This is a genomic window from Endozoicomonas sp. 4G, assembly GCF_023822025.1.
GTDB lineage: Bacteria > Pseudomonadota > Gammaproteobacteria > Pseudomonadales > Endozoicomonadaceae > Endozoicomonas_A.
This window is the reverse complement of record NZ_CP082909.1, coordinates 3,954,306-3,979,283: the sequence shown is the minus strand read 5'-3', so window position 1 is coordinate 3,979,283 and position 24,978 is coordinate 3,954,306. Positions and strand designations below refer to the sequence as shown.

Annotated in this window: 20 protein-coding genes; 12 read left to right on the top strand and 8 right to left on the bottom strand. The window is 48.9% G+C overall.

What is annotated here, in order from left to right:
• Positions 1-424: 424 nt before the first annotated feature.
• Entirely contained in the window at positions 425-2,713 is a 2,289-nt protein-coding gene (gene metE / locus K7B67_RS15465) for a 5-methyltetrahydropteroyltriglutamate--homocysteine S-methyltransferase (protein WP_252176790.1), read from the bottom strand.
• A 203-nt stretch (positions 2,714-2,916) separates the two neighbouring features.
• On the opposite strand from metE, the gene K7B67_RS15460 reads away from it, so the two are divergent.
• Positions 2,917-3,852 carry a LysR family transcriptional regulator gene (locus K7B67_RS15460; protein ID WP_252176789.1) on the top strand — a complete coding sequence of 312 codons (936 nt, stop codon included), beginning with the start codon at positions 2,917-2,919 and terminating at the stop codon, positions 3,850-3,852.
• On the opposite strand, the gene K7B67_RS15455 is transcribed toward K7B67_RS15460, so the two are convergent.
• Together K7B67_RS15455 and K7B67_RS15450 are read right to left on the bottom strand one after the other, a co-directional pair.
• On the bottom strand, positions 3,849-5,435 hold the full coding sequence (locus tag K7B67_RS15455) for an ATP-binding protein (protein WP_252176788.1): 1,587 nt from the start codon (positions 5,433-5,435) through the stop codon (positions 3,849-3,851). The genes K7B67_RS15460 and K7B67_RS15455 overlap by 4 nt on opposite strands.
• Positions 5,436-5,475: 40 nt before the next feature.
• On the bottom strand, positions 5,476-6,195 hold the full coding sequence (locus K7B67_RS15450; protein ID WP_276576704.1) for a response regulator transcription factor: 720 nt from the start codon (positions 6,193-6,195) through the stop codon (positions 5,476-5,478).
• Between the two features lie 796 nt (positions 6,196-6,991).
• On the opposite strand from K7B67_RS15450, the gene nrdA reads away from it, so the two are divergent.
• The 6 genes from nrdA (at position 6,992) to pyrI (ending at position 14,181) form a co-directional block, all read left to right on the top strand.
• Positions 6,992-9,262 carry a class 1a ribonucleoside-diphosphate reductase subunit alpha gene (gene nrdA / locus K7B67_RS15445; protein ID WP_252176786.1) on the top strand — a complete coding sequence of 757 codons (2,271 nt, stop codon included), beginning with the start codon at positions 6,992-6,994 and terminating at the stop codon, positions 9,260-9,262.
• A gap of 114 nt (positions 9,263-9,376) precedes the next feature.
• Positions 9,377-10,507, top strand: coding sequence for a class Ia ribonucleoside-diphosphate reductase subunit beta (gene nrdB / locus K7B67_RS15440; protein WP_252176785.1), 1,131 nt, complete (start codon positions 9,377-9,379; stop codon positions 10,505-10,507).
• Positions 10,508-10,528: 21 nt separating this feature from the next.
• Positions 10,529-10,810 carry a class I ribonucleotide reductase maintenance protein YfaE gene (gene yfaE, locus K7B67_RS15435; RefSeq protein ID WP_252176784.1) on the top strand — a complete coding sequence of 94 codons (282 nt, stop codon included), beginning with the start codon at positions 10,529-10,531 and terminating at the stop codon, positions 10,808-10,810.
• Positions 10,811-10,884: 74 nt separating this feature from the next.
• Positions 10,885-12,672, top strand: a complete 1,788-nt coding sequence (locus tag K7B67_RS15430) for an extracellular solute-binding protein (RefSeq protein WP_252176783.1) — start codon at positions 10,885-10,887, stop codon at positions 12,670-12,672.
• A 119-nt stretch (positions 12,673-12,791) separates the two neighbouring features.
• The gene (pyrB, locus tag K7B67_RS15425; RefSeq protein WP_252176782.1) at positions 12,792-13,712 is read left to right on the top strand and encodes an aspartate carbamoyltransferase; all 921 of its coding nucleotides are present in this window, start codon (positions 12,792-12,794) and stop codon (positions 13,710-13,712) included.
• Positions 13,713-13,725: 13 nt separating this feature from the next.
• Entirely contained in the window at positions 13,726-14,181 is a 456-nt protein-coding gene (pyrI, locus tag K7B67_RS15420; RefSeq protein WP_252176781.1) for an aspartate carbamoyltransferase regulatory subunit, read from the top strand.
• Between the two features lie 104 nt (positions 14,182-14,285).
• Here pyrI and K7B67_RS15415 read toward each other — a convergent pair whose 3' ends face one another.
• Positions 14,286-14,441, bottom strand: coding sequence for a hypothetical protein (locus K7B67_RS15415; protein WP_252176780.1), 156 nt, complete (start codon positions 14,439-14,441; stop codon positions 14,286-14,288).
• 257 nt (positions 14,442-14,698) lie between these two features.
• Between K7B67_RS15415 and K7B67_RS15410 the strand changes: the two genes are divergently transcribed.
• The 4 genes from K7B67_RS15410 to gdhA all read left to right on the top strand — a co-directional run bounded on the left by K7B67_RS15410 (position 14,699) and on the right by gdhA (position 19,922).
• Positions 14,699-15,001 carry a hypothetical protein gene (locus K7B67_RS15410; protein WP_252176779.1) on the top strand — a complete coding sequence of 101 codons (303 nt, stop codon included), beginning with the start codon at positions 14,699-14,701 and terminating at the stop codon, positions 14,999-15,001.
• A gap of 508 nt (positions 15,002-15,509) precedes the next feature.
• Entirely contained in the window at positions 15,510-16,697 is a 1,188-nt protein-coding gene (rhlB, locus tag K7B67_RS15405; protein ID WP_256484869.1) for an ATP-dependent RNA helicase RhlB, read from the top strand.
• Between the two features lie 319 nt (positions 16,698-17,016).
• Entirely contained in the window at positions 17,017-18,420 is a 1,404-nt protein-coding gene (locus K7B67_RS15400; protein ID WP_252176777.1) for a PhoH family protein, read from the top strand.
• A 152-nt stretch (positions 18,421-18,572) separates the two neighbouring features.
• The gene (gdhA, locus tag K7B67_RS15395) at positions 18,573-19,922 is read left to right on the top strand and encodes an NADP-specific glutamate dehydrogenase (protein WP_252176776.1); all 1,350 of its coding nucleotides are present in this window, start codon (positions 18,573-18,575) and stop codon (positions 19,920-19,922) included.
• A 3-nt stretch (positions 19,923-19,925) separates the two neighbouring features.
• Here the strand turns inward: gdhA and K7B67_RS15390 are convergent, their stop codons facing one another.
• Positions 19,926-20,270, bottom strand: coding sequence for a hypothetical protein (locus K7B67_RS15390; protein ID WP_252176775.1), 345 nt, complete (start codon positions 20,268-20,270; stop codon positions 19,926-19,928).
• 446 nt (positions 20,271-20,716) lie between these two features.
• Here K7B67_RS15390 and K7B67_RS15385 point away from each other — a divergent pair, with 446 nt between their 5' ends.
• Positions 20,717-21,565, top strand: a complete 849-nt coding sequence (locus K7B67_RS15385) for a hypothetical protein (protein ID WP_252176774.1) — start codon at positions 20,717-20,719, stop codon at positions 21,563-21,565.
• 50 nt (positions 21,566-21,615) lie between these two features.
• Here the strand turns inward: K7B67_RS15385 and traN are convergent, their stop codons facing one another.
• From traN to tnpB, 3 genes are read right to left on the bottom strand one after another with little or no spacing between them, the layout of a single operon-like run.
• A complete protein-coding gene (gene traN / locus K7B67_RS15380; protein WP_252176773.1) occupies positions 21,616-22,998 on the bottom strand; it encodes a conjugal transfer protein TraN in 1,383 nt (460 codons plus the stop codon).
• A gap of 18 nt (positions 22,999-23,016) precedes the next feature.
• Positions 23,017-24,588, bottom strand: a complete 1,572-nt coding sequence (locus K7B67_RS15375) for an IS66 family transposase (protein ID WP_252176772.1) — start codon at positions 24,586-24,588, stop codon at positions 23,017-23,019.
• A gap of 20 nt (positions 24,589-24,608) precedes the next feature.
• The gene (gene tnpB, locus K7B67_RS15370) at positions 24,609-24,977 is read right to left on the bottom strand and encodes an IS66 family insertion sequence element accessory protein TnpB (RefSeq protein WP_252176771.1); all 369 of its coding nucleotides are present in this window, start codon (positions 24,975-24,977) and stop codon (positions 24,609-24,611) included.
• Position 24,978 lies beyond the last annotated feature (1 nt).

Here is a 24,978-nt window from a genome sequence, read left to right as displayed (position 1 = left end):
CTGGTCGAAAGGCCACTAGTCTATTTATGCTTATTAGGACTTTTGGTTGTCGCTTGATCAATACCCGATTATTGGAATGACGTTTTAGACGACCTTTTAAAACGGATATTTGAAACGGCAGTACGAAATATCCCTGTTTAAAAGTGTTGAGTCAAGATAGAGATTGCTGTTAATTGAAATTCGAATATTGTTCGGATTTTGATACCAGCAGATCAGGATATTTTGATCGAATCGTTTTTTGTTAACCTGATGATTTTTAATGATTTTTCTGGGAGGGTGAGAGTCGGGTCAGCATCAGAGAAAGAAGTAAGATATTTGAAAAAAATATGAAATTAGAGAGCCTGATTTGTGTCAACTCGATCAGGCTCTCAGGCAAGGCTGGCTTATTGAGGGTTAATGTTCAGCCATCCTCGCCTATTTTTGCTCAGCTTCCCAGTTCATCCCTGAGCTCATTGGCCACCTGGACCATATTGCCCAAGGCTGCTTCCACCTCGGGCCAGTCCCGGGTTTTAAGGCCGCAGTCCGGGTTGACCCATAGACGTTGCGGTGGAATTTTTTCAGCAGCTTTCTTCATCAGCTGTTTCATCCACTGAGACTCAGGAACATTGGGGGAGTGAATATCGTACACTCCGGGGCCAATCTCATTGGGGTATTCAAACTGCTCAAAAGCATCCAGTAACTCCATATCAGACCGGGAGGTCTCAATGGTGATCACATCAGCGTCCATTGCTGCAATGTATTCAATGATGTCGTTGAACTCGCTGTAACACATGTGGGTATGAATCTGGGTTTCATTCTGAACGCCACTGGCAGCAATCCTGAAGCTTTGTACTGCCCAGTTCAGGTAGTCCGGCCAGTCTTTTTTAAGCAAGGGCAAACCTTCGCGAATCGCTGGTTCATCAATCTGGATGATACCAATGCCCGCTTTTTCCAGATCCACGACTTCATCCCTGAGCGCCAGCGCCAGTTGCAGGCAGGAAACACTTCGATCGACATCTTCCCGGGGGAAAGACCAACAGAGGATGGTGACCGGGCCGGTGAGCATGCCCTTCATCCACTTACTGGTCTGGTCCTGGGCAAAACGACTCCAGTCTACTGTCATAGGTTTGGGTCTGGAAACATCACCAATGATGATGGGAGGCTTGACACAGCGGCTGCCGTAGCTCTGAACCCAGCCATTGCCAGTAAAGGCAAAGCCGTCCAGCTGTTCGCCAAAATACTCAACCATGTCATTACGTTCGGCTTCGCCATGAACAAGAACATCCAGCCCCAGTGCTTCCTGTCTGGCAACGGTGTCCTGAATTTCTTTCTGCATGGCTGCTACATAGTTATTTTCACTCAGCTCGCCTTTTTTAAATAAACGACGTTGTTTTCTTATGTCAGCCGTCTGTGGAAAAGAGCCGATGGTGGTAGTAGGAAATAACGGCAATTTAAGCCTGGATGCCTGAAGAGCGGCCCTTTCACTATAAGGCAGATGACGTTGGTCATCGCCATTACTGATACCAGCAACCCTGCTTTGAACGGTGTGGTTGTGTATTCTGGATGACTGACTCCGGGTTTCAACTGCCCGATCTGAAGCAGCCAGAAGTGCTTGAGCCTGAGGGCTCTGATCACCCGAAAGCAGTTGGGCTATGGTGGCAACTTCCTGACACTTCTGAACGGCAAAGGACAGCCAGGATTTCAATTCATCGTCCAGATCCGTTTCACACTCAAGATCAACGGGTGTATGCAGCAGTGAGCAGCTGGGTGCAATCCAGAGGCGATCACCCAGACGTTCACTGGCTTCCTGAAGTTTACCGACAATAGAGCGAATATCGGCCTTCCAGACATTTCTGCCATTCACGACACCGGCTGAAAGTACTTTGTAGGAAGGCAGTCGATCAAGAATCCCCGTCAGTTGTTCAGCATCACGAACCAGGTCAATATGCAGACCTTCAACGGGTAAATTAACCACGGTCGTCGTTGTGCCGTTGAGGCCGCCAAAGTAGGTCGCCAGCAGGATTTTCAGATCCTTGCCTTGCAGCCTGTTGTAGGTGGACTCAAAGGCCTGGCGCCATTCGGCAGGAAGATCCAGCACCAGAACGGGTTCATCCATTTGAACCCATTCAACTCCCAGTTTGGCCAGCTCGTTGAGTACCTGTCCATAGACTTCTATTACATCATCCAGTAATTCCAGGCGATTGAAGGCCTCTCCTTTAACCTTCCCGAGCCATAGCCAGGTCAGTGGGCCTATCAGTGTCGGCTTGACCTTAAACCCGGCATTCAGCGCCTCACGGGTCTCACGAATGATTTCTGTAGACGACAGTTTTAAGGTCTGGCCTTTATGCAGCTCAGGAACGATATAGTGATAGTTGGTATCAAACCACTTGGTCATCTCACAGGCTGCTGCCGGATTGCCGCTGGGGGCTCTGCCACGGGCCATACGGAACAGCGTATCAATGTCCTCACAGTCTGAGTCGGTACCAAATCGGGTCGGCACGGCTCCCAGCATGAGTGAGTGATTTAGCATCTGGTCGTACCAGGCAAAATCCCCGACCGGGAGCAGATCCAGTCCGGCTTGTTTTTGCAGAGCCCAATGCTGCTGCCTGAGGCGTTTGCCTTCCTCTAGCAGCTTTTCTTTACTCAGCTCACCTTTCCAGTAGGCTTCCTGTGCTTTTTTCAACTCGCGATGAGCACCAATGCGTGGAAAACCACCACTGTGTGAGATTGCCATAATCGGATTCCCAGAGTATTCACTCTTGTTATTCAGATAGAGAAAATTATTCATGACCCGCAGCACAAAAAATGATTCTGCCGCCCATGGGGTATCAGTTTGGTTTACGAAGGAAGTTGAATCAAACTCATTTTTCTAATGATGAAAGTGAATAAAATTGATAATCTTGTGAAAATAAATTTCTATATAAAACATTGTTCATCATGACCACAAACATAGGTTTGGAGCTGAGGCATCTGAAAACACTGAATGCCCTGAGGCAGACCGGCAGCCTGGTGGAAGCTGCCAGAAGTCTGTATCTGACTCAGTCTGCTCTGTCTCATCAGATCAAGGAGCTGGAAGCCCGGATCGGCATGGAGCTGTTTATCCGTAAAACCCGCCCTCCCAGGTTTACATCAGCCGGTTTGCGCATTCTGCAGTTGGCCGATGACCTTCTGCCTCAGCTAAGGCAGGCTGAACAGGACTTGTTCAGGCTGGCAGGAGGTGAGTCCGGGCGCCTCAATATTGCTATTGAATGCCACAGTTGCTACCAGTGGCTAATGCCGACCATTGACGCTTATCGCCAGCAATGGCCGGAAGTGGAGATGGACTTTGCCACCGGCTTCAACTTTGCCCCCTTACCCGCCTTGGCCAGGGGAGAACTGGATCTGGTGGTTACTTCCGATCCAATAGATATTCCCGGTCTGACGTATATCCCGCTGTTTCGTTATGAAATGCTACTGGCTCTATCGAGACTGCATCCTTTGTTGCAAAAAGAGTGGGTTGAACCTGCTGATCTTGAAACAGAAACTCTGATTATTTACCCCATTGACCATAACCGGCTTGATATCTTCAATCGTTTTCTGGATCCGGAAAACAAAGAGCCCAGTCAGGTCAGAACGGTTGAGTTGACTCTGATGATGCTGCAACTGGTGGCTAGTCACCGTGGTGTGTGTGCGCTGCCAGACTGGGCCCTGGCGGAATACCTTGAAAAAAACCATGTAGCAGCCAGAAAGTTGGGAAGAGAGGGCCTCTGGTCAACTCTTTACGCAGGCATCCGGGTGGAACAGAAAGAGCAACCTTACGTTGCCGACTTTCTGGAAACTGCCAGGGAGACCTGCTTTAAAACCTTATCGGGGATTCTTCCGGCCGTTAATTAGCGTCTCTGTTTGCGAGGCCAGACCAGGCTGAATCGGGCGCCGCCCAGAGGGCTGTGACTGACCATTGCCCGGCCATTATGCCAATACATAATTCGTCTGACGATGGAAAGTCCCAGACCGTAGCCGCCTGATTTTCTGGTGCGGCTGTCGTCCAGTCTTGAGAATGCGGAAAAAACCCGGTCCCACTGATCTTCCGGGATGCCTGGGCCATCATCGTCTACATCAACACGACAAGTGTCCTGCGTTGCAGAAAACCGGACTTCCAGTTTACTGTCTGCATAGCGACAGGCATTACCCACCAGATTCTGGATAGCCCGGTGCATATAGCGGCGATCAATGTCAGCAAAACGACGTGGATCCAGTATATTGCAGGGAATATGCTCAATCGCCACACGATCCTGCAGGCGCTTGTGCTCATCCACAACCTGACTAATGACTTTGTCGACATCGTGTCGTTTAAAACGAATCTCTGGCGCACCCTGCTCAAGATTGGCATAGGTCAGGATTTCATCCACCAGGTTATCCAGTTCCTGAATATCTTTATCCATGCCTTCTAACTGATGATCTCTTTCTGCACGCGTCTGTGCATCAGCCACCAGATCCAGGCCAAACCTGAGCCGGGCTACGGGGGTTCTTAATTCGTGAGAAACACCCCTGATCATTTCTTTTTGCAGGCTTAACAGTCGCTGGATATGACCTGCCATGGCATTAAATGCCCGGGCCAGACGACCAATAGAGTCGGCACCATGCAAAGAGACCCGGACATCAAAGTCGCCCCGGCTGAAGCGTGTTGCTGCCCTTTCAAGTTTGCGCAGGCGTTTCTCCATTCCTCGAACCAGGATGTAAATAGCCAGACTCAGGGAAGTCAGCACAAACAAACCAATGGTTAGCATCAGCTTGAAAGGGTAGGGGTTCAGCAGTCCCAAAGGGCCCATTCGGATCAGTCGGGACTCGTCAGGCAGGCTGGTGTAGATAGAGACCGTTTGTGCCTCATCATCCAACAGCATCATCATACTGCCTTTTTGAAGCTGTTCCCGCTGAATGGGCAATAGTCGAGTTTGATAGGGCTCTACCAAGTGGACAGGATAACTGAAGGTGGCAGACAGTTCTTTCAGCTTTTCTGCTCTGTGTGCCTCGGGAAAGCGCATTAATTTAGCTTTAAGCAGGCTGAGGGTGCCACTGGCGGTCTGTTCTGATATAGACGACACCACACCTTCCAGAAGGGTGTCTCCCTCAAGAGGGGTTATAACCAGCGCTTTGCTCTGGTCGAGCATACGAACCCTGATGCCTTTGGACTTCAGGGACTCAAGCTGATCCTGATTGAGGCCTGAATCTTCTTGGCTGACCAGCTCGAAGGAAATGGCAAGACGCTTCCCCCAATCTTCCAGCCAGAGTTTTCGTTCAGCTTCGGGCAGTGTTGCCACTGTTTCAGCGATCAGACGAAAGGTGCCCCCGACCATATCTTCACGATACTCAGCCTGTCGCATGCCATTGATCAGCGTGACGGAAATACCCGATAGAACAGCGACGAGCACCAGCGTAAACAGGAGCCCGCCGTATATACGTAAGAAAATACTACTCACAGGCTTCTCTACTTGAAGAGCTTAATTTGGCTCAAGGCTGTTATTCACTTTTAACGAAGAGGTAGCCTTTACTGCGAACGGTCTTGATCAGACGGGGGTGCATGGGATCATCACCAATCTTGGGTCGGATACGGGATACCCGAACATCAATGGAACGATCCTGCCCATCGTACTCTATACCACGCAGCTGAGAGAAGATTTCTTCCCGGCTCAAAACCCGGCCCGCGTTAGAACAGAGCAGCCACAGCAGATCAAACTCGGCACTGGTCAGCTCCACGCTGATATTGTTCAGCCAGGCTTCCCGCATGGAGTTATCCACTGCCAGTGGGCCGAAGGTCAGGCGATTGTTGTTTTCTTCTCCCTGTTCTTCCAGGGGCGGCTGGTTTCGGCGCAGTAAGGCCCGGATCCTGGCCAATAGCACTCTGGGGCGTACAGGTTTGGCAACGTAATCGTCTGCTCCCATTTCCAGCCCCAGTACTTCATCCAGGTCGTCGGCTCTGGCGGTCAGCATAAGAATGTGTCCGGTGTAGTGCTCACGAACCCTGCGACAGATGGAAACACCGTCTTCCCCCGGCAGCATCAGATCCAGCACCACCAGATCCGGGCGCTCTTCAAGAATGCGCGCAACCGCTTTGCCACCATCACCTTCTATTGAGACCGAGAGTCCATTGTTCTCAAGATAGTCCCGGGTGAGTGTGGCCAGCCGCTCATCGTCCTCAACAATCAGTATCCGACCTGTTTCTGAATTCTCCACAGCCAAACTTCCAACGATTATAAAAAATGAAGACCACATGCCTGACTGCAATTGTCAGGCTCAGGTGACGGATACTACTACAGCATGGCGTTGGAGTCCCTACATGACCTGTAAATTCCACAAAAGGTCGTTTTTCGACCCAAAAATGGGTATTTCTAAAACACTGTGTATCGTGAGTTGCACTATTTTGGTGTGCTCTTTCTGAATACTTTTTTTGTTATTAATTTATAATTATTTATAATTTTTTATTATATATAGAGTCTGGCTTGCGTCGGCAAATCTGTTGAATACTGAAGGTCGTGACAGTAAAAGCGGTCAGGCTGTTTGCAAGCACTAACACTTTGAAAAATTCACAAGTTATACACAATTTTTCCACCGAATTACTGACTTGAATTTCTGCTGATGGCGCATTATCTTGTGTAAATATAAGATCATCACACAATATCTTGTGTTGAATGCTCGCTGTAAACTGTAGAAATAGATGTAAGCGCAGGTACCGGCACAGGACAGCGTACCTGACTCAAGGGCAGCATCTGTGAAGTCGCTAACGAAAGGATTTGTGGCGCGATTAGTGCAGTATCAGGGAAGAAGAGCTGACAGGTCACTCAGGACGGCATCTGGCTCCTGAACTCACCTCTTCGAGACGGTTTTACTGCAGGGTTAATGACCTGCAGGTTTCTCTCGGCTTTACCCTCTGCGACACGACTCTTGTACCCAAGACAGGGGCTGGCATTTAGTGGTGGCCGGAACATAAAAACATAATATCTTGAGTTTTAGTTTTTTTTACTGGTAAGGGCTTTTAATGAACAAAGATATCCTGGTCACCAAGCGCGACGGAGACAAGGAGCAGCTGGATCTGGAAAAGATCCACAAGGTGATCACCTGGGCTGCTGAAGGACTGAGTAACGTTTCCGTTTCCGAAGTTGAACTCAAATCACACATTCAGTTCTACGATGGTATACAGACCACGGATATCCACGAGACGCTGATCAAATCCGCAGCTGACCTGATTTCCGAACAGGCTCCTGACTACCAGTACCTGGCAGCACGCCTTGCTATCTTCCATCTGCGTAAAAAAGCGTACGGTCAGTTCGAGCCTCCTGGGCTCCACGACCACGTTGTCAAACTGACAGAAATGAAGAAGTATGACGCCCATCTTCTTCATGACTACAGCGAAGCTGATTTCAATGCCATGAATGGCTTTATCGATCATAATCGCGATATGGATTTCAGCTACGCTGCTGTTAAACAGCTGGAAGGCAAGTATCTGGTTCAGAACCGGGTTACCGGTGAATACTATGAAAGCCCCCAGATGCTTTATATGCTGATCGGTGCCTGCCTCTTTGCCAGTTATCCGAAAGAGACCCGTCTGGATTATATCGAGCGTTTCTACAAAGCGGTCTCTACCTTCAAGCTCTCCCTGCCAACACCGATTATGGCCGGTGTTCGCACGCCAACCCGTCAATTCAGCTCCTGTGTGTTGATTGAATGTGGTGACTCGCTGGACTCTATCAATGCAACCTCCAGCGCCATTGTTAAATACGTTTCCCAGCGAGCCGGCATTGGTATCAATGCAGGTAGTATTCGTGCCATTGGTAGCCCGATCCGTGATGGCGAGGCTTTCCATACGGGCTGTATTCCTTTTTACAAGCATTTTCAGACAGCGGTTAAGTCCTGCTCCCAGGGCGGGGTTCGAGGTGGCGCAGCGACTCTGTTCTACCCCATCTGGCATTACGAAGTTGAGAATCTGCTGGTGTTGAAGAACAACCGGGGGGTTGAAGAAAACCGTGTTCGTCACCTGGATTACGGTGTTCAGTTTAACCGCCTGATGTATCAGCGCCTGATCACCGGTGGCAACATCTCTCTGTTCTCACCGACGGATGTTCCGGGCCTGTACGACGCCTTCTTTGCCGATCAGGAAAAGTTTGAAGCACTGTACGCCAGGTACGAGCAGGATCCGAACATCCGCAAGAAAACGCTGAAAGCCGTCGAGCTGTTTTCCCTGTTTGCCTCTGAGCGTGCCAGCACGGGTCGTATTTACCTGCAGAATGTTGATCACTGCAACACGCACAGCCCATTTGACCCAACCGTAGCGCCGGTTCGCCAGAGCAACCTCTGCCTGGAAATTGCCCTGCCCACCAAGCCACTCAAGCACGTATTGGATGAGGACGGTGAAATTGCCCTGTGTACTCTGGCAGCCTTCAATCTGGGTAAGCTGGATAGCCTCGATGAACTGGAAGAGATGAGTGAGCTGCTGGTCCGGGCGCTGGATAACCTGCTGGATTATCAGGATTACCCGCTGCCAGCGGCCTACAATGCCACCATGGCACGTCGTCCCCTGGGGATTGGGGTGATTAATTTTGCCCATTATCTGGCCAAAAATGGTGTTCGTTATTCTGATGGTTCAGCTAATGGCCTGACCCATAAAACCTTTGAAGCTATTCAGTATTACCTGCTGAAAGCGTCCAACCAGCTGGCAAAAGAAAAAGGCACCTGCACCAAGTTCCATGAGACCACTTACTCTCAGGGTATCCTGCCTGTCGATACCTACAAGAAGGATTTGGATCAAGTCTGCACCGAAGCACTTCACCTGGACTGGGAAGCCCTGCGCAGCGAGATTAAGGAACACGGCCTGCGTAATTCAACCCTGACGGCCCTGATGCCTTCCGAGACTTCATCGCAGATCAGTAACGCGACCAACGGCATTGAACCACCCCGGGGCTTTGTCAGTGTCAAAGCCAGCAAGGACGGTATCCTGAAGCAGGTGGTGCCGGACTTCGAAGAGCTGCGTAACAACTATGAGCTGCTTTGGGATATCACCAGTAACGACGGTTACCTCCAGCTGGTGGCGATTATGCAGAAGTTTGTTGACCAGACCATTTCGGCCAACACCAACTACGATCCGGCCCGTTTCGAAGGTGGCAAAGTACCTATGAAGCTCCTTCTCAAGGATCTTCTGACCGCCTACAAACTGGGAGTGAAGACCCTTTACTATCACAACACCCGTGATGGCGCGTCAGACACTCAGGAAGAAGCGGATGACGGTTGTGCAGGCGGCGCCTGCAAAATTTGACGGAAGTCGGAACCGGGGCACAGGCACAGTGTCCCACTTAAAATTCAAAAGAGCCACCAGAGTTAACAGCAACTGGACGAGGCCGGATCTTCCTGGCCCAGAAGCAGAGAAAACATGAGCTACTCGACTTTCAACCAAGAAAAGTTCAATGCCACCCAGGAACCCATGTTTTTTGGACGGGGTGTTAATGTCTCCCGTTATGATGTCCAGAAACACCCGATCTTTGAAAAGCTGATCGAAAAACAGCTTTCATTTTTCTGGCGTCCGGAAGAAGTGGATCTGTCCACCGATCGCAGTGATTTTGCTCATCTGCCAGAGCATGAGAAGCATATCTTCCTGAGTAACCTTAAATATCAGACCCTGTTGGACTCGGTGCAGGGCCGTTCACCCAATGTCGCCCTGCTACCTATTGTCTCCCTGCCTGAGCTGGAAACCTGGATTGAGACCTGGGCCTTTAGTGAGACGATTCACTCTCGCTCTTACACCCATATTATTCGCAACATTATCACCGAGCCTTCCGTGGTGTTTGATGACATTGTTAATAACGAGGCCATTGTCAAAAGGGCGGCGGACATCACCTGTTACTACGATGATTTGATTGAAAGCATCAGCCAGTTCAACCTGTTGGGCGAAGGCACTCATCAAGTCAAAGGTAAAGCAGTGCATGTTTCCGTCAGGGATCTGAAGCGCAAACTTTACCTGACCCTGGTTTCTGTTAACGTGCTGGAAGCCATACGTTTCTACGTCAGTTTTGCCTGTAGCTTTGCTTTTGCCGAACGTTCCACCATGGAGGGCAACGCCAAAATCATCAAGCTGATTGCCCGTGATGAAGCCTTGCACCTGACCGGTACCCAGCACATGCTGCAGATCATGGCCGAAGGTAAAGACGACCCGGAAATGGCTGAAATCGCTGTTGAACTCAAGGCAGAAGCCAGAGAGATCTTTATTGCTGCCGCTGAACAGGAAAAAGAATGGGCTGAATACCTGTTCCAGGATGGCTCAATGATTGGCCTAAACAAGGATATTCTCAGCCAGTATGTGGAATACATTACCAATCAGAGAATGGCGACCCTGGGCTTTGAACCGGCTTTCCCATCCCGCCAGAACCCTCTGCCCTGGATGAACAGCTGGCTGAACAGCGATGCTGTCCAGGTTGCACCTCAGGAAGTGGAAGTCAGCTCCTACCTGGTTGGGCAGATTGATAACGAAGTCCAGACTGATGACTTCAGCAACTTCTCATTGTAAGAATTTGATCAGGAGACCCTCATGGCCCATATCGTCAAGATACTGGACGGTTTCAGTTTTATCCCCAGAAGTGAGCTCAACCTGCTGGAAGCACTTGAGTCTCAAAAGGTGGAGATTGAATACCAGTGTCGTGAGGGATTCTGTGGCAGTTGTCAGGTTCAGCTGGTGGCTGGAGAGGTGGAATACTTTGCAGAGCCCATCGCCTTTGTCCCTGATGGGAAAATCCTGCCCTGCTGCTGCTATGCCAAAAGTGATCTTACCATTGAGATCCCCGGTGGTTGTCGTATCAAAAAAGAGCAATGATTGGGTAAATCTCAAACATGAACACTAATAAGCAATAGAGGCTAGTCTTCAGAATCAATGGACCCAGGATTGGCATGATAAGAAGTATTCTCCTAAGCCTCTGTCTAATGTTCTCTCTGGCGGCTCAGAGTGGGGTCCATATCGAAAAGTCCTTCACCCTGATTGGTACTCACAAGTATCCAGACAACTTCACTCATTTTGCTTACACCAACCCCAATGCGCCAAAAGGTGGTGTTCTGAGACTGGCCAGAACAGGCACATTCGATACCCTGAACCCATTTAACAGCAAAGGAACTGCGCCTGATTACATTTACCACACCCATGCTTCATTAATGACCCGCTCGGCTGATGAGCCGCACTCCCTTTACCCCTTACTGGCTGAAGCCGTGGAATACCCCGACGACTACAGCTGGGTGGCTTTTCATATCAATCCGGCAGCAACCTTCAGTGACAACCATCCCGTCACTTCAAAAGACGTTGTCTTCACCTTTGAGTTATTCAAAAAGGAAGGTTCGCCCTTTTTGAAAAACCTGTACAAAAACGTCACCAGAGTTGAAGAAACGTCGTCTCACCGGGTTGTTTTTTATATGGACAAACCCAGCAGGAAGCAGGTGGCCCTGCTGGGCTATCTGCGCGTGCTCCCTCATCATTACTGGCACAACCGAAACTTTCAGGATCGCCACCTGGACAGTCCGGTGAGCAGCGGCCCCCTGAAGGTTAAGCGGGCCAAAACAGGTCAGTACCTCATTTTTGAGCGAGTCCGGGATTATTGGGCCGTCGATCTTCCCAGCCAGAAAGGGAGATATAATTTCGACGAAATCAGGGTGGATTATTATCGTGACCGTCAGGCCATGGCCGAAGGTTTCCGGGCCGGACTTTATGATGTTTATCAGGAGACCGACACCCAGCAGTGGTATCAGTCGTTTAGTTTTCCAGCGGTTAAGGCCGGTCGGGTTCTGAAGAAAGACATTGAAATGCGCTATCCAACCGGTATGAGTGCCCTGGCCTTTAATCTGCGTCGGGAGAAGTTCAAAAACCCGGCATTTCGTCAGGCGTTAATCATGGTCTTCGACTTTGAATGGATTAACAGGACTCTGCTGAATTCTGAGTTTCAGCGCACTATGAGTTTTTTTCCCAACTCGCCACTTTCAGCCAAAGGCCTGCCGACAGAAGAAGAGCTTAAATTGCTGGAACCGTTTCGGGCGGAGTTGCCCAGTGAACTGTTCAAGCAGGTTATCGCTCTCCCTGTTTCAGACGGCAGTGGTAAAAACAGAGAGAATGTCAGGAAGGCACTGGCCCTCTTTAAAAGCGCAGGATACCGGCTGGAAAATGGCCGGATGATAGAAGCAGACTCAGGCAGACCTCTGACGCTTAACCTTCTGACCGACGACCCTAAACAGGAGCGATTATTACTGTCTTACCGCCGGAGTCTTGCTGACCTTGGCATAACACTGAATATTCAGACCCTGGACAAAAGCCTGTTCCGAAAAAGGGTCAGGGATTTCGACTTCGAACTGGTAGACTGGTATTTCTGGCAGTCCACTTACCCGGGCAATGAGCTGTATCATATGTGGAGCAGTCAGGTCGTGATGGAAAAGCAGGCGGGGAACATTATCGGCATCAACAGCCCGGTCATAGACCATTTACTGAGCGAAACAACAAAAGCAGACAGCTATGAACAGCTAATCCCCATGGTCAGGGCGATGGATCGTGTACTGATGTGGGGGCACTATGTTATTCCCAAGTGGCATACTCAAAAGACGCATCTGGCCCACTGGCATCACCTTGATCACCCGCCACAAGATCATCTTTACTGGCTTGACCTGAATAGCTGGTGGTACAAGCCAGAGAAGACGCCATGAGTTTCCATTAGTCCCCAACCAAACAGAAAATGAGCGCCAACACGTGCTTGATTTGGGATTGGGCATCGGTAGAATGTCCTGAAATTTGCCCACGAAGGCCTGCCTACAGGTAATTTTTGATGGAAAATCAGCTCTATCTAAGGGACATCATTTCCATAGCAGACCTGGATCGTTCAGACCTTGAACTGATTCTGGAAACTGCCGCCCAGCTTAAAACAACGCCTCGTCCTGACCTGCTGAAGGGTAAGGTGATTGCCAGCTGTTTCTTCGAAGCTTCTACCCGCACCCGTCTCTCCTTCGAAACCGCTGTTCAGAGATTAGGAGGAACCCTGATTGGTTTCTCTGACAGCAGTAGTACCTCGGCCAGAAAGGGTGAGACGCTGGCTGACTCCGTCAAAATCATCAGCTCCTACACCGATGCCTTCGTTATGCGTCATCCACAGGAGGGTGCGGCGCGATTGGCCTCTGAATTCTCCGATGTTCCCATTATTAATGGCGGTGATGGCGCTAACCAGCACCCGACCCAGACATTGCTGGACCTGTTCAGCATTAAAGAATGTCAAGGGACATTGGATGGTCTGACCATTACTTTTGTCGGTGATCTCAAGTACGGCAGAACCGTTCACTCACTGGTTCAGGCAATGTCACTGTTCGGTGCCAAATTTAACTTTATTGCGCCCGATGCGCTTTCGATGCCCGATTATCTGCTGGAAGAACTCGACGAAAAAGGCATTCAGTACTGCCAGGCCCAGAGCGTTGAAGAGGTGGTGCCTGAGTCTGACATTCTCTATATGACACGGGTGCAAAAAGAGCGCTTTGATGAAACTGAGTATATGCACATGGCTTCCAAATATATTCTGGGGGTCGAAAGCCTGGAAGGAGCCAGAGAAAACCTGAAAATTCTTCACCCCCTGCCCCGGGTCGACGAGATAGAAGTGGCTGTCGATAACACGCCTCATGCCTACTATTTTCAGCAGGCTGAGAACGGGGTCTATGCCCGTCAGGCGCTGCTGGCCCTGGTTTTGAACGAAAGTATCTGAGGGAGACACTGCGATGACCAACAAGCTTCAGGTTGAGGCTATCCGCCAAGGCACCGTCATTGACCATATCCCGGCAGGTCAGGGTGTTAAAATTCTGGATCGCCTGCAATTGCTGGACTCCGATGTCAGCATCACCGTCGGCTTCAACCTGCCCAGCAAGGCTCAGGGTCGCAAAGACATTATCAAGGTGACTGACCTCAAGTTCACTGAACAGGAGGCCAGCCAGCTGGCTCTGTTTGCCCAGGGAGCCACCATTAATGTCATCGACGAATACCATGTCGTTGAAAAGTTCAGCATGACGGTTCCCGAGACGCTCAGGGGCGCTTTTCCCTGCCCTAACTCAAACTGCATTACGCACAATGAGCCGGTCAGCAGCTATTTCTACCTTCGGGAAAAAGACGATGATATTCGGCTGAAGTGTCATTATTGCGAGAAGTCATTCAGTAAGGATATTGTTTCCGGGCTTTGAGAAATGAGAGGGAGTCTGGCCAGTACTTTGGTCAGAGTTCCCAGCTGACAAAGAGGTGCAGCAGGAGGCGTCCTCCAGCCTTGAAAGAATGCTTCCTGGGTCAATCACATACCAGCAGCTTTGATGATGGCCTGCTGCTTCTTGGCAGCCTCATCCAGAACACGCATGAAAACTTTCTTCTTTTCGCTGTAGGTTGCGTTCCTGATGAACTCTGAGAATGAGGAGTTTTTGGGGGTATCTTTTGGACGCTTGGAATACATAATAAAATCCTGATCTACGAGCCGTTATAGGCAGCTGGTCTTTTTATAACACAGCCTTTGGTTTTTGCTGTAGTCCGTTCGGACTGATTGAAATCTGTAACTAATAATGAACCATTCCCCAAGACCTATGTCTAATGGCTGCATTACAAGAACTTGAGTATTTTTATAACAATTTCTCATGAAAAAGAGTCCATGTGACCATCGTCATCGGATTTTCATGGGTAACGAAGTCTAGCGGCCTGAAACTGAGGTGTCCTATGGAATTAGCGCCAGTGCAACACGTGATGAGCTTATTGGCTCTGGACTCTGAAAAGAGCCCGGAGAGCGAGACGCAGGTTGCCAGAGACCGGAAGTTTGCCGAAGAATACACCTTCTTCTTTTTCAGGGACCGTCCCATCAAACTCATGCCCGATCAGGATCTGATGATGATGCTCTATAAGCGGCAAGTTCGTGAAAAACTGAGAACAGTCAACAAAAAAGACAAGCTGAACAAGCTCTTTATGCGCAAAAGAAACCACGAAGAGCAAGACAATCACCCTGATAGCGACCTCGATGAGTAATCAATTTAGCAATCACCCGCCAGATACCTTAGAATCCTTGTGGTATGCCGCAGCCTGATAAATCCGTTTTCCTGCGGCGCATTGCTGCTGAGCAGATACCTGACTGTTAACAGACAGCTACCTGAAGGCCTCTTTCTCTCTCTGTTTGCCCGACTCTTTAACACAAGGGCGGAGATACCCGTCATCAGCAGATTCAATCCCCGGTCCCGAGCCGCGCTCAGGGCATGTCAGCCCCACGCTGAAAACCGGGATAACGATACCGTATTGGAACGAGATTAAAGCATTGAGTGGTCTACTAGGTCTTTTCAGAAAGAAAAAAGCGCCCCCATCGGGTGGACAAACGTCTTCAACGGCCCCCAAAAGTCCTTCCTCCAAACCGGGTGGGAAGAAAAGCGGCAAAGCGGCCGGAACCCAATCCAGAACCCCCAAGTCCCGGAATACAGCCCGACGTAATCATCCTCGCAGTTCTCATCGCTCAGCCCATAAGAAGCCAGAGCCTTCCTGGGATATCAGCCAGTTTCAGGTAGAGCCCGAGCAGGGTAAAACCCGCTTTCATGACTTTGATCTGCCTGATCCACTGATGAGAGCCATTCAGGAGCTGGGTTTCAAGTATTGCACCCCCATTCAGGCCGAAGTACTGGGCAGCACACTGGCTGGCAGAGACGCCATTGGTAAAGCTCAAACCGGTACGGGTAAAACAGCCGCATTTCTGCTCAGCACCATTAAACAATTAATTGATATTCCAGCACCGGATCAACGCTATCTTGGCGAGCCCCGTGCCGTCATCATTGCCCCCACCCGGGAGCTGGCATTGCAGATTGGTCAGGATGCGGAAGCCCTGACCAAATACCTGCCCCTGAACGTGCTGACCGTTGTCGGTGGCATGGATTACGAGAAGCAGCGCAGCCGCATGAGCAGTGGCTTCATTGATATTCTGGTGGCCACGCCTGGCCGACTTCTGGATTACTGCGAACGTAAAGACCTGCATCTGGACCTGACCGAAACACTGGTCATAGACGAAGCTGACCGAATGCTGGATATGGGCTTTATTCCTCAGGTTCGACGCATTATTCGGATGACTCCCCGCCCCGGCGATCGCCAGACACTGCTGTTTTCGGCCACCTTCACGGATGAGGTGTTGAGACTCGGTGAACAGTGGACCTGGCAGCCTGTTAAAGTTGAAATCGAGCCAGAGAGTGTTGCCACAGAGACCGTCGACCAGAAGGTTTATATCGTCACTAATGAGCAGAAAGTCCCGCTCCTGACCAACCTGATCAATCAGAACAATCTGGAGCGGGTGATTGTCTTTACCAACCGCCGGGATGAAACCCGTCGATTGACTGAAAAACTGCAAAAGAAAGGCCTCAAAGCAGACCAGATTTCCGGTGAAGTCCCCCAGAATAAGCGGCTCAGGACGCTGGATAACTTCAAGAATGGCAGGTTAACGGTGCTGGTGGCTACCGATGTTGCTGGTCGTGGCATTCATATTGATGGCATCAGCCATGTGATCAACTACAACCTGCCCGAAGACCCGGAAGATTATGTCCACCGTATTGGCCGGACAGGACGGGCTGGTGCCAGCGGAACCAGTATCAGCTTTGCCTGTGAAGAAGATTCCTTCCTGATTCCTGATCTCGAAGACATGCTGGGTGCCAAACTCAATCTGGAATATCCACCTGAAGCTCTTCTGAAATAAGTCTCTGAAACAAGCATTAAAATGCGTTCACCGCCAGCGAATGTTCAACCAAAGGTTCGCTGGCCAAAGCCTCTTAACCCGGTACAAAGAGCCCTGAAAAGTGATCTGAAGGAGGGAGGTTGGAACCGTTTTTGGGCGTGCTATCTAGCAGAAATAGGAATGTAATCTTTTAAGTTTAGAATTAAATTTCGTTTATTAAAACAATAAAATCAGTATTTTAAATTTTTTATTTCTAATTGAAATTTAAGCTTGCTGAGTGGTCACTTTTCGATAAAGATTAAACATGAGAGATCCAAAAAAAAGGACGAGGACGCAGCCTATGGGAAATGCCTTGGAAGCCAGGCCGATCATCTCAACCCAAACAACCACCTACATTCTTGACAGCAATGTTCTGATACACGACCCCAACTCAATCCTTAACTTTGAAGAGCACCAGGTGCTCATCCCCATGACCGTTCTGGAGGAACTGGACAAGCTTAAGAACGGAAAGCAAACCATCGCTGCTGACTGTCGGCAGGCCATCAGACTGATTGACCAGATACTGGGTACTGCCTCACCCTCGGAGATCGAAGCAGGTGTTCCTATCAGACGTGGTAATAAGTCAGAGCCTCAGGGTACTCTCTCAATCCTGAGCTCTCATCATGTAGAAAACATCACCACACTGCCCACCAGCAATAACGACAACCGTATCATTAACGATATCTGCTATTTTCAGGAAACCCATCCGGGGGCATCGGTTATCCTGGTCACCAAAGATATCAATATGCGTCTCAAAGCCAGGGGATGCGGAATTCCAACGGAGGATTACCACAGCGACCAGCTGGTTTCTGATATTGGTTTACTCAATAAAGGTTACCGACTGTTTGAAGGCAATTTCTGGGATCGCGTTTCCCAGGTTCAGACAGAACAGCTGGAAGGTATTACCTACCACCGACTGTTGAAAGAAGAACTCGGTGGCGATATTTATCTGAACCAGTTTTTCCTGGACGACACTGGATTTGTAGCCCGGGTAAACGCCATCACCCAGGACGAAGTCCAGTTACAACACTTCTGTCGTGAATCATTAATGAGTCAGGAAGCCTGGGGGCTTCAGCCACTCGATATTCATCAGGCCATAGCCTTGAATCTGTTACTGGATCCCGATATTCATCTGGTCAACCTGACTGGTGCTGCGGGTTCAGGTAAAACTATTCTGGCCCTGGCCGCTGCGATCGAGATGACCGTCGCCACCAAACAGTTCCGTCGCATCATAGCGACCCGCTCAACACGGGGGCTGGATGAAGACATTGGTTTCCTGCCAGGTACTGAAGCGGAGAAAATGGAGCCCTGGCTCGGTGCCATTACCGACAACCTCGAAGCCTTGCATTATGACGATGAATCCACCAACAGCAGTGTGGACTACATTCTCAAGCAGGTACCTCTCCACTTCAAATCCCTGAACTATATCCGGGGACGAAGCTTTCAGCAGAGCCTGATCATTATTGATGAATGTCAGAACCTGACTCCGCACCAGATAAAAACCATTATCACCCGTGCGGGTTCTGGTAGTAAGGTTATTTGCCTGGGCAACCTGGCCCAGATCGATACCCCTTATCTGGCACCTACCAGTTCAGGACTGACTTATATGACTGAACGATTTAAAAACTTTCCACACGGTGGCGCAGTGCAATTACAGGGAGTCCCACGCTCGCCACTGGCCGCATACGCTGAAGAAAACCTGTAATCATTTTCATCAACCCCTGAGAGATAGCCAGACTTAATCGTCTGGCTATCAAGACCATAGAAATTAATCATTAACTTTCCTCTCCCTAAAGCCTTATCCTGTTATTCGTCGCTTTGTATCAACGACACTGCTGACCACAAGGAGTTTGCACCATGTTCACCAACAAGCTGGACCTCGATGACTTTATGCAGGGGCTGGCCAAGCGTAACCCTAACGAACCTGACTTCTATCAGGCCGTCTACGAAGTCGCCCAAAGTGTTATTCCCTACATCAACCATCACCCCGAGTACATTGATGCCCGCATTCTTGAAAGAATGACAGAGCCGGACCGGATCATCAGTTTCAGAGTCTGCTGGGAAGACGACGAAGGACATATAAGAGTCAACCGTGGCTACCGGGTTCAATTTAATAATGCCATCGGGCCCTACAAAGGCGGACTCAGATTCGCCAGCCATCTTACTCTGGACACGCTTAAGTTCCTGGGGTTCGAACAAACGTTTAAGAACAGCCTGACCACGCTGCCTCTGGGCGCCGCCAAAGGGGGCTCAGACTTCAACCCCAAGGGCAAAAGTGACCGGGAAGTCATGCGCTTCTGTCAGTCCTTTATGTCTGAATTGCACAAACATATCGGTGCATACACGGATATTCCTGCTGGCGACATTGGCGTCGGGGGTCGGGAAATCAGCTATCTATTTGGTCAATACAAGCGTCTGGAAAATGAGTTCCAGGGCGTTCTGACGGGTAAAGGGCTTGAATACGGTGGCAGCCTGATTCGCAAAGAGGCTACTGGCTTTGGCACAACCTACTTTATGGAAGAAATGTTGAAAGAGCACGGCAGCTCTCTGGAAGGTAAAAAGTGTGTTATTTCAGGATCCGGCAATGTTGCACTGTACACCGCTGAGAAAGTCATGCAGCTCGGAGGTCTGGTGCTGGCCATGTCTGACTCATCTGGCTCCATCCACGTGCCCGAAGGCATCAGTAAAGAACAGCTGGACTGGTTGATCGACCTGAAAGAAAATCGTCGGGGAAGAATTCAGGAGTTTGCAGAACACTTCCACTGCGAGTTTTTACCCGGCTCCAAAGTCTGGAATATTCCCTGCCAAGTGGCCTTTGCCTGTGCCACACAGAATGAACTGGATAAGGAAGATGCCGGGCATCTGATCAAAAATGGCTGCAAGGCCGTTGCCGAAGGTGCCAACATGCCTTCCACCCTGGAAGCGGTAACAGTCTTCAAGAACAACGATATTCTGTTTGCTCCAGCCAAGGCAGCCAATGCCGGAGGCGTTGCCGTTTCTGGCCTTGAGATGACTCAAAACAGTATGAGACTGTCCTGGTCTCAGGAAGAACTGGAAGACCGCCTGAAAACCATCATGCAACGGATACACGACCAATGCATTAAGTATGGTCGGGGTGAAGGTGAAACCATTGACTATGTTCGTGGTGCTAACATTGCCGGTTTCAAGAAAGTCGCTGATGCCATGCTGGCTTATGGTGTTGTGTAATAACTAAAAATCAGTTTTGCTCAAATGGCCCCGTAATGTAGTTACGGGGTACGGGGGGATCCTGGAGACAGGATCAGGAATATCAGGAAAGTTTGAAAGCTCCAAAGTGTCCTTTGCCAGTTGCCGTTCTTCTGGATTTTCGCTTTGGTTCAACAGCTCCCATGCCTGAAGCACATTGACCCTATCCAGCATATCTTCCTTACGAATCTTGCGATCATGCTCAACCCGCTGCATCCCCATCATTTCTTTCCGATACTGACGGTTCTCTTTGCTTTCGATGGCTGAGTTGACCAGCCCGAACTCTCGGGCAAAGCCCCCGGCGAAGGCATCTGTGCTTTGGTAATTCATTTTGCGTCCTTTCTGTTATTTGCCTACAGTAGTAGGGCTATGGAGGTATTTTTAACGTAAGCGCTCATTTGAGGACGTCTTCAAAAATCACAACCTGACTGCCAGTCTTTCTCCTGCAAACAACGCAGGAGTTGCGAAGCATGAATCAACCAACAAAACCCTTTACCCGTCTCACCCCCGAACAGTGGCAGCAGATTATTGACCGGCAAATGGCCAGCGGCTTGAGCCAGATTACTTTTAAGTAATTGAAATAAGGTAGCTGGCCTAAAGCAGCAATTCTTTCCCGCGTTAATCACTTCTGACTATGCCTAAAACTTAATAATTCCCATATAAACCTGTTCTTTTCAGTTACTTTTTTATCTATCATTGGCTTACTGGACTTGCATGTTGCTTTGTGCCTGTAAGATAGACAGTAGGATTAGAAAAAAAATAATTTTGGAGAAACCATGATAAGTCTAAAAAATACAACTTCAGCCTTAGCCGTTATGCTTCTGGTTACAGGGTGTGCAAGCAAAGGTCCTGCTCAGTATGACCCCGAGAAATCCCGTGCTCTCAACCTTGTTAATGCCACTGGTATAGAATCTACCCTGAAAGATACAGAAGTACCAAAAGATACCGTCAATACTCTGATGAAGTCTGGTGCGGCTGATGCTGCCTTTGCTGTCTCCGGTTTTGGCGCTCCTCTGCCAGGACTGGGTGGTTTGCAAACAGCAGGACTTAACCTTCTGTCTACAATGTTTGGGCCTGAAGATACAGCTGCTAGGAACAGCATTTTTGCGTGGATGCCTGATGATATCGCAGGCAACAAGCCAAACAACTCATTCCGAGATATTCTAGCCTCAGCGCTTTCGCAATCGCTTGATGATCTTGGATATGAATACAGAATGGTTATTCCCGATCATATAGCTAATGTTGGATTCGCAGTTTTTGATAGCAGCAGGGACTGTAATAAGCTTGAAGAGCTTTCTTCATTAAAGGAAGGCTGTTACATTAAAATTGAAGTTATATCACATAAAGAGGGATCTGCACCGGATTTTGTAGCTTCCAATGGATCTGATAAAAGCTACATATTTGAGGGATACTCCATAAACCATACAAGAATCCTATTTAAGTATGGTGAAGAAAAACTTAATCAATTCGAAATATTGCAAGGAATGAGCAAGCACATGCCTAAATGGGCATTTATGTATTTGGCTCCAGGCAAAACAAGAATCGAAGGAGAAAAGAAATTACAAATACCAGTTGTTCTTGACCAGGGTAAGACTCTTTATTTCGTAAAGGAGGAAAACTCTTAAAATAAAAAGCCCCGACTTTAAATAATCGGGGCTTTTATTGTTTACTTAATTCATAACTGGCTCAAAGGATTTAATTCCTCAGCAGGTGCTTCTGTTATTACAGTTCTCTCACAGATTTCACCATCTAAAGTCCAGCCATCGTTACAAGAATAATTATACTTCACAAATGATGCCGCAACCGTTTCTGGGACTTCTTTTCTACACAGGTTGCCATAAGGTTCTGTTCCAGAAGGACAGTATTCCTCTATGGTTTGATCGCTTGCCGCATTACTAACTGAACATTGATATCCAAATGGGCAGCTGTCTTTCCCACTCACCATAACTAAAGCATTTTGCCTTCCAAGGTCCGACTGTAATATACAGTTACCTTCCGTATAATATGGTTTATTGAGTTTCCATACATCAACTGATGCATCGACATCAACATTATCTGAGTACTTATTTTCGCAAGTATATGGTGATACAACCGATACGAGCCAATCCCAACTCAGACCCCACGGATAAGTCCAAGTATAGGTTTTCCCCCAATCAACAATATATTTTTGTGATGCTTTATAAATACATTGATTATTAACATGATCAAAACTAGCAGTCTGTCCACTTATAGGAGCACAAGCAAGCAGCTCGGCATAATAATTAACAACCTTGTTCTGGTACTGCCATTGGGAACCAACACACTGATTTCCTGATAATGTGTAATTTGCTGGGCATTGGTACACCGGCGTTTTAATCGCCTCAACCTGCTCTTTTGTTACGTACTGGCAAGAGTCGCCAACCTTGTTGCTCCCTACAGGGCAGACAGAGAAGGCCATGTTTCTTGCCAGATCTTTCCTTGTCTGATCCACATTAGTATCTTCAAGTCGCTCTTCGGTTCTGGTGAGAGTATCAGTTCTTTCACCGTCAATATTCAGAACATTACCGCTACCAGTCACACTGTTTAGATCAATGCTGTTTATATCAGGCAACATATCACTGACGGCCAACAATCCCATCCATTCTGTTAGATCAATTTTACTCCAATCTATTTGGTCAATTTCATCCATTGCGATTCCACCACACTGTGGGTTTTCAGGACTACCAAATGATCGGCCTAACTGAGGTATAGCTTGTTCATTTATAATCCTTGAAAGTGGTGAGTTATAGCAGCAATAAGCTTCTCTTTTTTCAATGCAAAGACCGAGTACCTCATTGTCACAATACGATCCAACATAAGTACAGGATTTAACCTCTTTTTTTGCCGCAAGCTCAAACTCTTCTGTCTCACATTCATAAATCATCTGTACTACCATGACCGCTACTACATACGCAGTGTATGCAGCCATGACATAGCCAAAGTACATGGCTCCAGTATCACCCAGTATTTTCTGGCTGATGGTCTTTGTCGCTTCTTCTCCATGATTTTTTACAACTTCTTCTGCAGCGTAAGCGTTCAAGCAGGGGGCAGACTCCCCCTACTTATCGAGATCGGATTTTAACGAATTGGCCCCGAATTTCTCTTTCCAAATTCGCGGGATTAGCTCTCGGATATCTCGAGCCGGATGGAGACTGATACGCTGGAGCACATCGACGAAGTACTTGTAAGGATCAATGCCTGCAAGAAGACAACTGACGATTAACGTCTGGAACACAGCAACATTGTCTGCGCCTTCCTCTGTCCAACAGAACATCCAGTTCTTTCTGCCCATTGGGATACATCTGAGGCCACGCTCCAGGTGATTGGTGTCAATGGCAACATTCGGATCATCCAGGTAGACCCGTAGCTCTTTTTCCCGTTTGTTTACGTAGCCCAGGGCTTTACTCAGTGGGTTGCTTTTCATCAGGTCAAGGCGTTGCAGTTGTTTCTCATGCCAGTTAAAGAACTGGTCAACCAGAGGTTTGGCTTTCTGTTGACGGTATTCCCGTTTTTCTTCACCTTGCAGTTCTGCTTTGCGAATTTCGTCTTCGACTTTATAGATCGCACCTATACAGTCCAGCGCCTCTTTGGTGGCTTCCGGCTCTGCATCCTGTGACTTGACGAAGTATCTCCTGCTGTGTGTCCAGCACTGGGCGTGGGTGATCTGGGGGTATTTTACACACAGGCGGTCGTATTCCGGGTAACCATCCGTCAGTAAGGTGCCCCCAAACTCTTTCAGATAGGGTTCTACGACTCTGCCAGAACGACTGGTAGAGAAGGTAAAGGCCATCTCATCCTGGTCACCATAAAAACACCAGAAGTATCCTTTCTGCATCTTGCCTTTGCTTTTACGACCTGCTTTGCCAGGGGTTTCATCCAGAGCGAGAACCCGGCTTTCCAGACAGCTGTTGAGTACTTCATCAGCGATGGGCTTGAGCAGCTGTCCGGCGCGTTGTTCAAGGTGTGTCAGGGTTCCACGGCTGATGGTAATACCGCTGGATTCAAGCTTTTGGTGCTGGCGATAAAGAGGCGCATGGAAACGGTATTTTTCGACCAGCAGGCCTGCGATAAAACTGACGTCGGCAAAGCTGCGATCAAACAGGCCGGAGGGTGCGGCTACTGTCGTCAGGGTTTGGCTGGGCTTGTGGCGTACGACTTCGCGCTGGTATTTCAGGATGACATAACTGGCGGGGCGCTGTGCCAGGCGATAGGTGTATTTGTAATCAATGACTTCGTATTGGTCTGCATCTTCTCCCTGCATTTCGACAGCAGGCATAGGTATCAGTTCGACCGGTACATCTTCAGTAAAACGCAGACCCTGATCAGTCACGCAGTCTTCGGGGCGATTCTTTTTCCGGCGTTCGTAAGTGATGGTTTCAGTAGGGACTTCCTGCTCTTTGGGTTTGTCCTGGAGGATTTCACCTAATGACAGTTGGTCGGGGTTCTCAATCAGGCGCTTTTCCGATTTTTCACCGAACAGCTGTTGTTTAAACCAGGCTAACTGCTGCTCAAGGGAGGCGATCTTCTGATCCCGTTCCACCAACTTCTGATCCCGTTCCACTAACAGCGCCTGCATCTGCTGAAGCAGTTGCAGGCTGGAAAGCGCGGTGGTGGGAGCAGGTAAATTCATGACGACTAAAGATAGCGGTTTTATGCTTCAGTTGTGTAACCAGACTGTTGATGTTTGTAGCGTTTATATTGCTGAACAGAGCGGGTATCAATGCCTTCAAGAATCAGTTTCAAATCGGTCCATTCCAAGCGCTTCTTGTGGGCCTCTCCGGCGTGGGCATGAAACTGTCCCTGTTCCAGGCGTTTGCTCCAGATACAGTAACCACTGCGGTCAAAATACAGGACCTTGCATTGCGTCTGCTTGCGGTTGATGAACACGAATAGCTGGCCACTGAGAGGATCTTCTTCCAGTTTGTTTCTCACCAGAGCAGACAAGCCGTCGTATGACTTTCTCATATCGGTGGGGCGGTTATAGAGCCAGACCCGCACCTGTGATTCTGGGTAAAACATG

Excerpts from the sequence above, each read along its gene's own strand:
- metE (WP_252176790.1), bottom strand. The coding sequence starts at position 2,713 with ATGGCAATCTCACACAGTGGTGGTTTTCCACGCATTGGTGCTCATCGC.
- K7B67_RS15460 (WP_252176789.1), top strand. The coding sequence starts at position 2,917 with ATGACCACAAACATAGGTTTGGAGCTGAGGCATCTGAAAACACTGAAT.
- nrdA (WP_252176786.1), top strand. The coding sequence starts at position 6,992 with ATGAACAAAGATATCCTGGTCACCAAGCGCGACGGAGACAAGGAGCAG.
- nrdB (WP_252176785.1), top strand. The coding sequence starts at position 9,377 with ATGAGCTACTCGACTTTCAACCAAGAAAAGTTCAATGCCACCCAGGAA.
- yfaE (WP_252176784.1), top strand. The coding sequence starts at position 10,529 with ATGGCCCATATCGTCAAGATACTGGACGGTTTCAGTTTTATCCCCAGA.
- K7B67_RS15430 (WP_252176783.1), top strand. The coding sequence starts at position 10,885 with ATGATAAGAAGTATTCTCCTAAGCCTCTGTCTAATGTTCTCTCTGGCG.
- pyrB (WP_252176782.1), top strand. The coding sequence starts at position 12,792 with ATGGAAAATCAGCTCTATCTAAGGGACATCATTTCCATAGCAGACCTG.
- pyrI (WP_252176781.1), top strand. The coding sequence starts at position 13,726 with ATGACCAACAAGCTTCAGGTTGAGGCTATCCGCCAAGGCACCGTCATT.
- K7B67_RS15415 (WP_252176780.1), bottom strand. The coding sequence starts at position 14,441 with ATGTATTCCAAGCGTCCAAAAGATACCCCCAAAAACTCCTCATTCTCA.
- K7B67_RS15410 (WP_252176779.1), top strand. The coding sequence starts at position 14,699 with ATGGAATTAGCGCCAGTGCAACACGTGATGAGCTTATTGGCTCTGGAC.
- K7B67_RS15400 (WP_252176777.1), top strand. The coding sequence starts at position 17,017 with ATGGGAAATGCCTTGGAAGCCAGGCCGATCATCTCAACCCAAACAACC.
- gdhA (WP_252176776.1), top strand. The coding sequence starts at position 18,573 with ATGTTCACCAACAAGCTGGACCTCGATGACTTTATGCAGGGGCTGGCC.
- K7B67_RS15390 (WP_252176775.1), bottom strand. The coding sequence starts at position 20,270 with ATGAATTACCAAAGCACAGATGCCTTCGCCGGGGGCTTTGCCCGAGAG.
- K7B67_RS15385 (WP_252176774.1), top strand. The coding sequence starts at position 20,717 with ATGATAAGTCTAAAAAATACAACTTCAGCCTTAGCCGTTATGCTTCTG.
- K7B67_RS15375 (WP_252176772.1), bottom strand. The coding sequence starts at position 24,588 with ATGAATTTACCTGCTCCCACCACCGCGCTTTCCAGCCTGCAACTGCTT.
- tnpB (WP_252176771.1), bottom strand. The coding sequence starts at position 24,977 with ATGTTTTACCCAGAATCACAGGTGCGGGTCTGGCTCTATAACCGCCCC.